The following is a 13,130-nucleotide window of genomic DNA, read 5'->3' on the forward strand; positions in this document are numbered from 1 at the left end:
TATTTCAACGTTATGAAAGAATGTACTTCCTAATTAGAAAGTACACTCTTATTTTCATGCTATGGCTAAAATTAGTGTTTGGTTTTTGTAAGCAACAACCTTGTATTCAAGCCTTGTTTTATTGACTTTTTCTCCTTGTTAAGCTTACATTTTTCCCATCGGAGTTAATAATACTTTAACCTTTGCTCCAATCCATCGCCTGTTTTTCAATCTTTAAAACCAGGTGTTCTTTCCCACTTATGTATGCTTCAATATCATTTGGAAAGCGTTGGGCCAATTCTTTTTTTAAGCTACCATACTTTTTAACAGCATCAGGATGTGTGCGCAAATAGTTACGAAATGCTAAATGACGTTCGATTTCAGTATTGCCTATCTCATAAAAATGGATGTGATGTGTTCGACTGTCTCCACCCTTTTGAAAAAATCGACGACCAGGAAGTCCATTTTCTCCTTTTGGTTCATAACCGATATCAATCATTGCAGTATTAAAGTCGTCAACTCAATTAACATCCCTAACGACAGGCATTATGTCAATAACAGGTTTGGCTATTAGACCATCAACAGACGTACTGCCAATATGATAGATTTTGTATATTTCAGCCCCTAAAATCTTGCGTAATTTCACTGTCTCTTCTTCATACATCAAAGGCCAATTTTTGTTATACGCTGTTACTTCGACTTTTCTCAATTTGGTTATCCTCTCTGTTTTTTGCTACGTTTTTCAGCAAAATGACCCTTGAGTATTATTGTTAAACTAACACGACCGATTGTTTAACTATTGGGATATTCAGATACTAATTTTTTAATCATCTTGTAATTAATCAATAAAACATTTCTGCGTTCCACGATCTGAGAATTGATCACTTGATATCCATGATGTTCAAAAAAAGGTTTTGCTGTAATACTTGCTTCTGTATTTATTTTATAAAGACCCATTTCTTTCGCTTTGGATTCAATCATATGTAATAAAGCTGTAGCTATTCCTTGCTTCTGAAAATCCTTATGAATATAAAGTCGATTTAAATGTCCATTACAATCCATGTCACAAAATCCGATGATTTTATCATTAATTTCAGCAACATATGCAAAGTTATTACTTAAAGATTCTCTCCAGTTTTCCAATTTGAACTCTAATTCATCGATAGGCGCCCATGCATTAAGCTGTTCTATTGAGTAATCTACTGATTTACCGAATGCACCGTTTTATAAAATAAAGTAATAATTTGGTTAACATCAAAACTTTGAAACTCTCTAATCCTCATTTTTTTGTACCTTTCTGTGTTATTGTTAAACAGTCTGCGCCGATTGACTAATACAGTTGTTCGATTAATGCACCCGTTAGTTTAAGACGATATTTGTTTCTTAATCCTTAATATAAATGGATATAACAATGACAGTCCAAAGGCAGATATAATAATCCGAACCAGTCTTCCAAACTTATTACCTTTCCACATAAGGATTAGTCCTGCTGGGAAAAATAAAACTAACATAAATACAACAAACCAAGTCCTGTAATAATAGGGATAGTTTTCTGACATTGAAAATTCTCCTTTTTGTTATGTTGTTTAAGAATAGTAAAACTTCCATTTATTCAACTATATGGTACGTTGCTATGCGATAAAAGCGCCCGATTCTTGAATAGGCTTACTTTTTCTTTACAGCAATATAAATATCAATATTTCTATCTGGATAATATTTTTCAAAATCATAAGTATATGCCCTATTTAACTGATTTTCATCTTCTTTTTGCCATATTTCATTCCATTTATTAAAAATACCTTGTTCATCATTGGTATTGACTTTAAAAACTTCGTATTTCGTATCATCGGGAATGGCTACGGATGATTTACCTCTGCCCTCAACCGCAACACACAGCGTATAATCACCTTTATAATTAGATTCATATTCATGATATAAACCATATACATTCTCATTTTTATCAGTTAAAACATATGATGCATTTTTCCACATATCTGTAATCTTTTGCATGACATGCTCATCATTAAAATTATTTGTCCTAATTTTTTCGATAATTTTTAGCTCCATATTAAATCCCATCCTTTAGTTATTTTTATATTAATTTTATTAGACTATCTGCCCGATTATGGTACAAAGTTGTACAACGACAATTGCGCCCTATTGCTGAAAGTTGTTGTATGTTTTAACATTCCCTCACAACCAACTTGCTTTTAATAGATTTATCTAAGTTTTAATTTGATGAGTAGCAATTAATACATTATCAACAAAGATTTTACAGTGGATTTTTAAATAACCGCCGATAGCCACCTTTATGTTCTTAGATTCATTACTATCAATTCTTAACTTTCCAGTTAACGTTGCTCTAAGTCCCAGGCCAATATTTTCATCCTGCAATCCTCCATCTACATACAATTTTTCGCCGGCAAACCATCTATTCTCCACTCGTATTTGATGACCGTCATATATAGCTTCAAATATTTTCTTCATTTCATCACTCCCTTACTAACTTTGATCCAGCTCAAAGAATTCAACTTTCAAAATTAGAAAAATAATTAAGAATTACCAAATGTTGTTGTTCCACATAATGGTCCGATAATTTAATAAAGTTGTGAAACAAACGCACCCATTTATTAATCGACTAATTCAACGGACAATGTATGAATTTGCGCGGGATAAGATTCCATAGTGCCGTCATATCCTACCTTTATCTCATTTCCGACTTGAAATGCTTCATCATTATTCACGGACAGGGTTAACAAACATATTACCTTTTCCGCCTCCTAATTCAGCGTATACGAACGCTATATTATCATTAATTTCTTTGATATCTTAATCACTCAAATTAATCTTACATCCCTATACAAGAAAATGGTCCATTACAGAATTTCAATCCCAAAATCATACTCTAACATATTTCAAAGTTATGAAAGAGTGTACTTTCTAATCAGAAAGTACACTCTTATTTTTCATACTGTAGCAAAATTAGTGTATAGTTTTTGTGTAAGCAACAACCTTGTATTCAAGCCTTGTTTTATTGACTATTTCTTCTTGTTCTCCGAAATAGAAAGTAAGCAATTCTTTTGCTTCTTCAACAGAATCGAAAACAAACTCTGTGTTTATCACGTCGTAGTTAAATCCTCGTTTTACACATTGAGAAACAGAACTTGAAATGTCATTTGGCGAATAGCAAGAAAATTCATCGTCTCCATAATTATCTATTATGACAATAGGACTTTCTTCTTTCACAAAATGATTGTCTTACCTAGTTCAATTTAATTTAGCAAACGCTACTAAAGCACCCTTATCGCAAGACTGGAAACCATTATTTTCATAGAAGTGCCTTATATTTGGAGCTTCTTCGGTTAACAATAATTTTTGACGAATAGTTTTATATTTCTTTAAAATCTGTTGCATCAATTGAGTGGCAATTCCTTGATTCTGATAAGCATTGAGCACAAGAATATCTTGAATATAGATAATCGTTAATCCATCACCCTGCTTATGTGTATTCTTGTATATTTCCGAAAAAATTTATATTTCCAATATACCATAATATCCACTGAATATTAAGTTAATTCAGTACAAAATAACCCATTATATAATATTGTGCAGCAAATGCACCCAATTGCTTAATACTGGCGTGTTAGTGATTTTTCCCCCTTAATACTTGCAACAGTTGCAAACCATCAGACGGAAAACCACCTAATCCTCCCATCCAACGAGGATAAGTTACTGGGATTATTGTAAAAATAAATTGGCTAAAACATACTATCTTGGCCAGTGAAAACAATTGACTTAGTTCCTCTTGATTAATAAACCATGCTAATAGTTCAAATAAAATTACCAGTAATAATGACATAATGGGCCCACCCGCAATAGCAACTGCACTTTTCCATTTATTTAAACCCTTTCCCCAATGAGCAAACCCAACAAAGCCCCATTGAATGTGAAAATGAAGCCTTCCAAGCCTGAAGTTTTCTTTATTATCCTCATTTATTATACCCAAATAGATATGTACATCAGATTTTGAAGTAGAGACGGCTCCAATTCCATGACCTACTTCGTGAAGTATTAGACAGATGGGAATAACAATGGTTAGAAATATTAGAAATAGTAACAGATTCAGAATCATCTCCCCCCCTCATTTTTTACGATAAGGATACAATCGCTTGTTAAGCAGTCAACCCATTCGCAACATAGTCAGATCTGTATCTGCAAGTTATCGTCCTATTTTCCTGACAATGATTTAATGCTCGTTTGGAAAGAGAAAAAACTGCCCATTAAATACAATATAAGTGATAGCAATATGTTATAATTAATCCAATAGACTGGCTTCGCATGAGGGGTTTGGTAGCACTGTCGATCTGCCATGGGAGACTTCCCAGGGAGGGAGGTGCTTGCCTATGGACATTGTTAGTGCGTTAACGCTTATGATTTCTTTTGGAATGTTAGTGGCGTTTATCGTTTCTGATAGTAACCATAAAAAATAATCCCTCATGCGCTTTAGCAGGTACGTGAGGGATTATTTTCCTTAGCTACCGTTCCCCTCTTGTTGGGGTTCAGTCTATTATGACCGCTCCATGTTAGCGCATGGACGGTCTTTATTAGTTTATGCATTTATAATCTTTCTATGTTAATTATACCACGTAAATGATGTTTGTACACTTTTTATTTAATGCGCCTGTTTGCCGTTTAATCTTCATTTTTCAAAGTGAAGTTTTCTGCCATCCCACTCAATAGGCATATCAAATTTCCATGTTATAATTAATCTAATAGACTGGCTTCGCATGAGGAACTTTAACCTGGATCAATTCGGGAACAGTGTTATACAGCAATTGCGCCCTTTTGTTAGGTTCACCTTTACAAAATCTTTTAAATTAAAGTTGAGCAATCATTCTAACATCTTTATGTTTTCTTCCCTCCGCTTCATACTCAAACACATCTTTTTTCTCAAAACCAAATTTTTCATATAAAGCAATAGCTTTTTTATTATCAACCGAAGCACTTGTATATAGTTTTAAATGTCCATATTTGTTTGTGAAAAATTCTATGAACTTTTGTACAGTCATTTTTCCAATTCCCTGGCCTTGATAATCCGCATCGATCATAAATCTGCTCATTGACCATCCGTTAAGTTCATTTTCAAAATCATATAAAATAAAACCAACCATTTTATTATCATTATAAATTCCTAATGGATATAATTTGGGTTCATATGCCGCTTGTACTAAAGAAAAAATATTAGGGGCGACAAACTTTTTTTGTTCTTCATTTACATTAAGATCTATACACTCATTATAATTTGTTCTATCAATTGGCTTGAACTCAATATTCATCTTGAATGTCCTTTCAAAATTCCATTTTTTCATTATATATCTTGTTAAATTATCAACGCTGTTTGCTCTACTATTTATTTTGGATATACTTTTTCAAACCGCTCACATACAACTAACATTTCAGACGAAAATTCTATATCATATTCTTTTAGTAATTCGGTAAAGAATTTTTCATGCGCTTCCCACCAAAATTGATAATCCCCTTCTCCTTCTGCTAAGGCATAATCCTCTGTTACCTCATTCATCGGAACAGTTTCGACGAATTTAATTTGAATAACTGCAACAGGTTCATCCTGACCATTTAAAACAATATAATATTCGCCTGCTTGAGGTATGGATTCTTTTTCTAACTCATAAAGCACAAGACTTGAGGTAGTCGCTGTCTTTTTTTCTTCAACAACTAAATCAGCTAACCAATCAGCTGATGCTCCAAATTGAAATGCATCTTTATATTCCGTTCCTTTTTTATGACTTTCCACACAAAAACTGTGCCAAAATTGTTGTACTTTATCCATAAAATAATCTCCTTTTAATATAGAATCATTTCTCGTGCCACAAAATGGCCCGTTTGCAGAACTAATAACTAAACATTCTTAAGTCACTTTTTAAGTAGACACATGAGAAAAAATTGTCTTGAAGAATCCAACCGCTTTCAGCTGGATATTTAATTTTCTATCTGTTCACAAAGGGCTTCCCATTCCTGTTCTAAATCTTCTTTTTCATTATATAAATTCTGTAATAACTCTAAATCCTTAACCTTCAATAATCTTTTGTCTAACTCTATAATTTGTTCCTCCAATGAGGATAAATACTTTATTAAATCTTCATTGTCCACATGCTCTTTCTTTTTCTCTACCTTTTGCCGTGGAGGAGTTTCCTTCTTTTTCTTTACATTTGCATGAACTACCTTATCTCTTAATTCGGTAATTTTTTCCTTGGCCCACGTATAGTCTCCCTCAAAGCAATGCATCTCCTTTGCTTCAATCCAATAGATTTTATCAAATAGCCTGTTTAGAAAATACCGGTCGTGAGTTACGGCTAAAAGGCTACCTTGAAAATCTTCGAGTGCTTCTTCCAGCACTTCTCTTGATTCAATATCTAAATGGTTTGTTGGTTCATCTAAGATGAGCAAATTTATATCTTGATACATTAACTGGGCTAACCTTAACCTCATTCTTTCGCCCCCACTAAGCTGCGAGACTTTTTGAAAAACAGCATACCCATAAAACATAAATCTTGCTAAAATTCTTCTTGCTTCTCCTTCTGTCACTTTAACCTCATCTCTAAATATCTCAATAACCGTATCATCTTCAATCGTAGAGAATATATTTTGTGATAGATACCCTATTTTAACATTGCTACCTACCCGCACCTTTCCTTTATCTGGATAAAGTTGTTGAAGGATTATTTTGAGTAAGGTTGATTTCCCTGTTCCGTTTTCACCTATTATGGCAGCCCGATTTTGGTAGGTAAGATGCATATTTACATCCTTGAATAACAACTTGTCATCGAAACGTTTCGAGATATCTGTAAGCTTAATAACGTCATTTCCACTTCGATCCGAGGCATCCATCTCTAGGCTCATTTTCTTCCTATTTAATATCGGTCGATTCAACTTTTCCATTCTCTCTAAAGCTCTTTCCATGTTCCTTGCTCTTCTATGAAGATCCGCATTAGGTGGGTTGGCTCTATTTGCCCAATCTCTTAACCTTTTAATGGCTTCCTTCATCTTTTTTATTTTCTTTTGCTGTTCCTCGTAGGCTTGGAATTCCCTTAGAAGCTTTTCTTCTTTTTCTTTTACAAATCCTGTAAAATTGGTATGGTAAACAGTGACCTCTCCGTCTTCCAAATCAATTACCTTGTTGACTACCTCATCTAGAAAATAGCGATCATGTGAAATGACAAGGACTGTCCCGTTATATTCTCGTAAAAAGTTTCCTAACCATTCGACTGCCATTAAATCTAAATGGTTCGTCGGTTCATCCAATAATAACAGGTCTGGTTGTTTTAATAGCATCAAACCTAGCCCAACCTTTGTTTTTTCTCCTCCACTTAATCGGGAGAATGGCTGATCAAGTAAGAGCTGAATATTTAAACCGTGAACGATTTTATCAATATTGGATTCTATTTCATAACCACCGTTAATCGCATACTGGTCTTGTAAATTTCCATATTCACTTATAAGTTTTTGAAGTTTATCTGTGCTCATCTCCACCCCCATTTCAGTCTCTAATCTTTTCATCTTTTCTTCCATCTGTAGTAAAGGTGAAAAGGCTGATCTTAATACATCCTTAGTAGTTGTTGAATCATGATAATCTGGGATTTGTGTAAGATAACCAATGGCAACCCCTTTTTTCCAATGAATTTGTCCTGAATCCGGCGTTTCCTCACCAGCCAATAAATGAATCAAAGTTGTTTTTCCGCAACCATTTCGGCCAACCAGACCAACCCGATCATTTTCTTTTATTTCAAATGATATATCTTCAAAAATAGAGTTTCCTCCATACATCTTTGCTATTTTATTAACGCTACATACGATCACTACTATTCCTCCTCGTAAAAAAATATAAAAAAAGCCATGAGAAGACATACCTTCCCATGGCTACAGCTTTTAATAGAACATTAATTTCAGTCGATCAGCATTCTATTCTATTTAAAAAAAGGAGAGCATGAAAATGCTCTCCTTTCAACCGTCCTCTATCATGTGGGTTAAGAGATGTTTTTCACCGTTTTAGATTGCTATTAAGTTGCTAAAAAAGGGCACACGTATCCCGTTAACAACTCTAGCAGCAAATTTTGCACGGTATAAAAAAAGGAATTCAACCCAAAATCCGCGCACTAAAACAGCTTGATTCAACATCTGACCCCACCTCCGATTCATTAAAGTAATTTATATTTTATCATTTAAAGGAGCTCTATTCAATAGATAATTTCCTATTTTAAAATAAAACAAAGTTGTAATAAAACTTTGTCTGATTTCTGGGACCGTAGTACACGATAAACTGTCAATCTTCTAATGTTTACAAACAATTTTTCTATCATATCCTATTTGAAACAAAGTGACCTATATAACGTTTATGAATATCATTTTTATTAAGTATAACAGTTGAATAATCGATAATATTGTGATTGCTGTCATAAATAAATGTATATTCTAAATTGCTTTCCTCATCTAATATTCTTGGAAGATACTTTTTTAAATTGCTAATTACACCCCTGTTACCATAATCTAATATCCAGTCAATTGATTTCCATTCTAATATACCCTCGTCAGTGTTTAACGGAGTATGAATATGAACTTCGTCTGGTAAATTAGCAAGAAAAACATACATTCCATCGGTCTCCTCAATCTCATCCTTATCCTTATTTTTAAATATAACATTACCTTTATAAGTTACATTTCTAAGTCGGATACCCGTTTCCTCGAAGGTTTCTCTAACGACCCCTTCATACGGAGTTTCATTCACTTCAATTTTACCTCCGACTCCATTCCACATTCCCATAGTCGGCTTTTTATTTCTATTTAAAAGTAAAATATTTTTTCCTTTTCTTATTAGGCAAATTGTGTATTTAAACATACTAGTATCCTTTCTATTAACACGAATTCTAATTAAATTAAGCGATGTTAGGCTTGGTGACAATTATGAAAACTCTGTTACTTTAAGTAATTATTCCGCAAATTCCACCCATGAAACATAATATTCTTCCATTAAAGCGTCCGATTATGGAGCAACGACACCTAACCTAATAATTGAAGCCATTCATGCTTGGGTTCATGAATCTTTATCGCTTGTCGCAGCCAATTTTGTTGATTAGATTTAAGAAATTCTTTAACAGATAAAAAATCCTTATGGTCTTTTTCTCGTGTGTTTCCTACCTTATATAATAAGACTATTTCTGGTGCCAAATACGGTATACCTGTTTCAGAATACATTATTACTGATTCTAAAGGATAGGAAATTTTAAAATCCCTTCTAAACTTCCAATTTTCAGCATCACACTCGTTTAATAGAATTTCTAATTCAAAATAATTTGCATTATTTGTTGCAAGTATTTCATGAATAGGTAATTCTAAATACTCATCATCCCACGATATAAATTTACCTTTAAAAACTTTTTTAAAATCCCAGGTGCTAAGAAATTGCTTTAATTTTATTTGATCTTCTCTAAATATACCAATCTCAATATCACTATGGTCTCTAGTTTCTTTTCCTAAAAAAAGATCAATTGCCCAACCACCCGCAAAAAACCAATGCTTATTGAAACCAGACATTACAGTATTTATGTACTTACATTGCTCAAACGTCATAAAACACTTCCTTAACATAAAATATTACCCTCAAGCTAGAGACTATGAAGGATATGTTATTTCTGGTTGTGCCCTATTCTGGAATATTCTTTTCTGCCGTTAGCTAGTATAAGAAATGCTATTAACTAAGCACATTCATATTTCATTTTCAAAAACTCAAAACGACTGCCATTTGTGTCTTGCATAAAGGTCACAACAGGTTTAAAACCCGCTTTTTTATAGACCTTTATCGCTCTTTCATTAAAAGTGGCAACCGAGAGTGTTATTTCTTTGGGTTTATACTTTGATATTGCATAACATAGCCCTGCTTTAAGAAAACTTAAGCCAAGTCCTTTTCCAGTCAATTCAGGTTTCATTCCTAACCCAATATCAATAAACTCACCTTTGTTATCAAAACTAAAGAACCCAATTTCTTGTTCATCCGCTTTCACAATATAATGGGAGTCTCCCCGTTCTTTTGGATTCAAGAACTCCACTAAGTCCTCTTCATCCGCGGAAACATCATAAAAAGAATACTTCCCTTCATAATGCCAGTTTGAAGCAATGTTTTCTGCTTGTTCCTGTGACATTTTACTGAAATTATAATTCATAGTAGAACCTCCATTCATATCGTTTGTGCGATAAAGAAGCGACTCCCTTACAAAGTAATCGCGCCCTTTTATTGAATAAAATACTTAAATTTACAACCTTTCATTTTCGAGATCATTAATTCTTTGTTTAAGATTTTTCATTTCTTCTTTTAAATCGTCTACTGAGGCTGTAGTTTTGTTAGTCGACATTCTGACAATTGAAAGTAAAGCTATAATAAATACAATAAAAACACCTGCCAAAAAAATTAACATTACCTCCAAATCTCCCATATTTCAACTCCCTCTCTTACACAATTTGGCCCGGTAATTGAATAAAATTGTTAAACAATGGGGCCCATTAATTTAAATACATCAATTTTCACAATCTTTTCCCTATAACAAAAGAAATAAAAGCAAAAATTATTAAAAAGAAACCTAAAAGAAGATAAGCCCCACCTTGAAACCCTCTAACATGAACATATCCGATATAAAAAATAATACCAGCGGATATGGTTAACAGGATTGCAGGCAACAACCGTACAAATAAGTGAAAACGTTTTTTATAGAACCACCACGATAGGATAACTGCAATAATACCTGGTGTAAGAGACATTAGTAATGGACCTTCAAGCATTATTTAATCTCCTCCCATTTTAAAACAACCTGGAACGTTTCTGCCACATTGTTTGTTCAACAACTACATCCTATTGCAGTATATTTAAACCAGTTCAACTGCATTAGATAAAAGTATTGAAAATAAACTGTTCTCCTATCTTACCTATTTTTCTTTTTCCAGTGTCACTAAACCCAACCCTTTTATATAAATTTTGCGCTGGTACATTTTTATGATTAACAGCTAATATAATTTCATCGTATTCAGGGTATTCTTGATTAACAAATTGTTTAATTAAATTCATTGCCGTTTAGCAAATCCTTTTCCCTGTTTAGAATAGACCATTCTTCCATCCTTTTTTAGGGGCGGACGTAACAGTATTTGATATATCTGAAGAAAATAAGAGATATGCTTTAGAATTAGCCGATTGTGCAAATACATCTATTTTCCCCTCCCAAGTGAATATTTCCAATACTTTTTCTTCAACACAATGGATTGTTTGTGCGATATGGAGCAATTCGCTTACAAAGCAATCGCGTCCGATTCTGGAATAACAGCCAATGAGTTACTAATATTCATCATGCTTTATCTTATATGCAATTTGAACGATTTGTCGTTCATCATACTATTAAAAATGTTAATATAAAATAATGCTATCATTTTTATTTTCCTCTTCATGAGACAAATTCTCTCTACTTTAATAATTTTCTCTCACTTATGAACATTATTCAACAATGTGGCCAGATGATTGGATATCTTTGTTAAAAAAAGCGCCCATATGGGGAATATGGGGATTTAAGCATTGTACTATTCTTCCATATGAGAAGTATCATACTTAAATAAAATCTCATTAGTTGTACTGCTCATTTTAAGCAAAGTTAAACTTGTTGAAGGAATAGATGGAGTAGACCATAAATTTTCAATCGTATTATTTTCAAAGTAATACATTAATAGTTTAAGTGCAATAGAATGAGAAACTATACAAACAATTTCAAAAGGGTGCTGTTTAACTATATTGTTTATTGTTTTAACCATTCTTTCTTGCACTTTAATAAAGTGTTCAACTGTATCATTTGAAAAAAGATGGGGAGTCTCCCAAAAAGATTGCCATTCTTCAGGGCTTTGCCTTTCATTTTCTTCAAACGTTTTACCTTCCCAACTTCCAAAGGAAAGTTCTCTTAAGGTATCAATTTTAATTACATTTAAGGGTCTTTCCCTTTTTATTATTTCAGCAGTGTTAACTGCCCGATCACTCGTGCTAGAATAAATAGCGTTCAATGGGACATCAGATAATCTTAGAGATAATTGTCTTGCTTGTTTTACTCCTTTATCTGTTAATGGTGAATCTTTCCACCCCTGCATAAGTTTCTTTGTGTTCCAAACAGTTTCTCCATGTCTTGTTAAATACACGTATGTACTCATTTTTTCTCCCCCGATTACTTTTCCTACTTCATCTAATATTTTTTAACAACTGCGCCGATTCCGGTATTAACGTTAATATATCGTAGAACTTAAAATTCTATATAAAACGGTTGTTTCCTGTTATCGAGACAGTACTCCACTCTTTGTCTAAAATTATCAATAGTTATCATTTTCAAAGCTTGATCGATAGGGTAAAAACCTACCTCTAAACTTTCTGAAGAAGTTGTTAATTCACCTCCAATTGGCTTTGCTAAAAAGAGAGTATTACAAATTGATTTATTTACATTTTGAAAGACCCCACAGAATTTAAGAACTTCAATATCAATACCTGACTCTTCCTTAGTTTCCCTAATTGCAGCGTCCTTCAGAGACTCGCCTTCCTCAACTATTCCACCTGGCATTTCCCAACCTCTCATAGGCCCTTTAATCAGCAAAATTTCCTTCCGGTCGTTCAATACAATTTTTATTTAATAGCTTACTGCATAAAATAGCCCAGTAATTGAATAAAATTGTTAAACAAACGCACCTTATTTTGGACATTTTAATGCTAATCTTTTTTATTTTGTTTTGCTATAAATTCCTCTAAATTAGGGGATTGATTATATTTAATTGCTGCTTCCTTATCCTTATTAATAATAGCCCTTGTTAAATCAATGTTATTTATCCCCGCAATAGCCACTGCATAATGTATAACATCAACTAATTCGCTTTCTAAAGAAGTGTTTCCTGTATTTTTCTTTCGTCCTTCTAATTTGTTTAGTACCTCTGCTACCTCGCCAATTTCTTCTACTAGTTTCATAAACAATGCAGTTGAAGTACGTCCTTCATTGTATTTTAATGCTAGATAGTTCTGTAATTCGAGAAACGTTAATTGCTTCATATTACCCGTCCTTTTTTTATTT

Annotated in this window: 20 protein-coding genes and 2 pseudogenes; all 22 read right to left on the reverse strand. The window is 33.2% G+C overall.

Going from position 1 to position 13,130, the window contains the following annotated elements; all coding sequences use genetic code 11:
* Window positions 1–175 precede the first annotated feature (175 nt).
* Window positions 176–688: pseudogene (locus KQI49_RS03540) on the reverse strand (GrpB family protein).
* A gap of 83 nt (window positions 689–771) precedes the next feature.
* Window positions 772–1,262 (reverse strand): annotated as a pseudogene (locus KQI49_RS03545) (GNAT family N-acetyltransferase).
* 81 nt (window positions 1,263–1,343) lie between these two features.
* Window positions 1,344–1,538 carry a hypothetical protein gene (locus tag KQI49_RS03550; RefSeq protein ID WP_216486845.1) on the reverse strand — a complete coding sequence of 65 codons (195 nt, stop codon included), beginning with the start codon at window positions 1,536–1,538 and terminating at the stop codon, window positions 1,344–1,346.
* Window positions 1,539–1,644: 106 nt separating this feature from the next.
* Window positions 1,645–2,046, reverse strand: a complete 402-nt coding sequence (locus KQI49_RS03555) for a GyrI-like domain-containing protein (protein ID WP_216486847.1) — start codon at window positions 2,044–2,046, stop codon at window positions 1,645–1,647.
* Window positions 2,047–2,202: 156 nt separating this feature from the next.
* Window positions 2,203–2,466, reverse strand: a complete 264-nt coding sequence (locus KQI49_RS03560) for a hypothetical protein (RefSeq protein WP_216486849.1) — start codon at window positions 2,464–2,466, stop codon at window positions 2,203–2,205.
* A gap of 143 nt (window positions 2,467–2,609) precedes the next feature.
* A complete protein-coding gene (locus KQI49_RS18875) occupies window positions 2,610–2,738 on the reverse strand; it encodes a DUF3221 domain-containing protein (protein WP_216486851.1) in 129 nt (42 codons plus the stop codon).
* A gap of 223 nt (window positions 2,739–2,961) precedes the next feature.
* The gene (locus KQI49_RS03570; protein WP_216486853.1) at window positions 2,962–3,102 is read right to left on the reverse strand and encodes a hypothetical protein; all 141 of its coding nucleotides are present in this window, start codon (window positions 3,100–3,102) and stop codon (window positions 2,962–2,964) included.
* A gap of 144 nt (window positions 3,103–3,246) precedes the next feature.
* Entirely contained in the window at window positions 3,247–3,510 is a 264-nt protein-coding gene (locus KQI49_RS18495; protein ID WP_216487033.1) for a GNAT family N-acetyltransferase, read from the reverse strand.
* A gap of 112 nt (window positions 3,511–3,622) precedes the next feature.
* Window positions 3,623–4,111: a hypothetical protein gene (locus tag KQI49_RS03580; protein WP_253286636.1), complete on the reverse strand. Its 489-nt coding sequence runs from the start codon at window positions 4,109–4,111 to the stop codon at window positions 3,623–3,625.
* A gap of 745 nt (window positions 4,112–4,856) precedes the next feature.
* The gene (locus KQI49_RS03585; protein ID WP_216486855.1) at window positions 4,857–5,315 is read right to left on the reverse strand and encodes a GNAT family N-acetyltransferase; all 459 of its coding nucleotides are present in this window, start codon (window positions 5,313–5,315) and stop codon (window positions 4,857–4,859) included.
* A 74-nt stretch (window positions 5,316–5,389) separates the two neighbouring features.
* Entirely contained in the window at window positions 5,390–5,830 is a 441-nt protein-coding gene (locus KQI49_RS03590) for an ASCH domain-containing protein (protein ID WP_216486856.1), read from the reverse strand.
* Between the two features lie 149 nt (window positions 5,831–5,979).
* Complete coding sequence (gene abc-f / locus KQI49_RS03595; RefSeq protein ID WP_216486858.1) at window positions 5,980–7,857, reverse strand: ribosomal protection-like ABC-F family protein; 1,878 nt, start codon at window positions 7,855–7,857, stop codon at window positions 5,980–5,982.
* Between the two features lie 189 nt (window positions 7,858–8,046).
* Window positions 8,047–8,196 (reverse strand): RAxF-45 family protein, encoded by a 150-nt coding sequence (locus KQI49_RS18805; protein WP_371817509.1) that lies wholly within the window; start codon window positions 8,194–8,196, stop codon window positions 8,047–8,049.
* Between the two features lie 157 nt (window positions 8,197–8,353).
* Window positions 8,354–8,893: an NUDIX hydrolase gene (locus KQI49_RS03600; RefSeq protein WP_216486860.1), complete on the reverse strand. Its 540-nt coding sequence runs from the start codon at window positions 8,891–8,893 to the stop codon at window positions 8,354–8,356.
* A gap of 161 nt (window positions 8,894–9,054) precedes the next feature.
* The gene (locus KQI49_RS03605) at window positions 9,055–9,624 is read right to left on the reverse strand and encodes a nucleotidyltransferase domain-containing protein (RefSeq protein WP_216486862.1); all 570 of its coding nucleotides are present in this window, start codon (window positions 9,622–9,624) and stop codon (window positions 9,055–9,057) included.
* Window positions 9,625–9,749: 125 nt separating this feature from the next.
* Window positions 9,750–10,214: a GNAT family N-acetyltransferase gene (locus KQI49_RS03610; protein WP_216486864.1), complete on the reverse strand. Its 465-nt coding sequence runs from the start codon at window positions 10,212–10,214 to the stop codon at window positions 9,750–9,752.
* A gap of 90 nt (window positions 10,215–10,304) precedes the next feature.
* Entirely contained in the window at window positions 10,305–10,484 is a 180-nt protein-coding gene (locus KQI49_RS03615; RefSeq protein ID WP_216487043.1) for a hypothetical protein, read from the reverse strand.
* Between the two features lie 88 nt (window positions 10,485–10,572).
* Window positions 10,573–10,827, reverse strand: coding sequence for a hypothetical protein (locus KQI49_RS03620; protein ID WP_253286638.1), 255 nt, complete (start codon window positions 10,825–10,827; stop codon window positions 10,573–10,575).
* Between the two features lie 103 nt (window positions 10,828–10,930).
* Window positions 10,931–11,110 carry an N-acetyltransferase gene (locus KQI49_RS03625; RefSeq protein WP_216486866.1) on the reverse strand — a complete coding sequence of 60 codons (180 nt, stop codon included), beginning with the start codon at window positions 11,108–11,110 and terminating at the stop codon, window positions 10,931–10,933.
* A 503-nt stretch (window positions 11,111–11,613) separates the two neighbouring features.
* A complete protein-coding gene (locus tag KQI49_RS03630; RefSeq protein WP_216486867.1) occupies window positions 11,614–12,228 on the reverse strand; it encodes a histidine phosphatase family protein in 615 nt (204 codons plus the stop codon).
* A gap of 89 nt (window positions 12,229–12,317) precedes the next feature.
* A complete protein-coding gene (locus KQI49_RS03635; RefSeq protein ID WP_371817515.1) occupies window positions 12,318–12,695 on the reverse strand; it encodes an NUDIX hydrolase in 378 nt (125 codons plus the stop codon).
* A gap of 80 nt (window positions 12,696–12,775) precedes the next feature.
* On the reverse strand, window positions 12,776–13,108 hold the full coding sequence (locus KQI49_RS03640; protein WP_216486869.1) for a MazG nucleotide pyrophosphohydrolase domain-containing protein: 333 nt from the start codon (window positions 13,106–13,108) through the stop codon (window positions 12,776–12,778).
* Between the last annotated feature and the right edge of the window lie 22 nt (window positions 13,109–13,130).

This window comes from Virgibacillus sp. MSJ-26, from assembly GCF_018918075.1.
Taxonomy (GTDB): Bacteria; Bacillota; Bacilli; order Bacillales; family Amphibacillaceae; genus MSJ-26.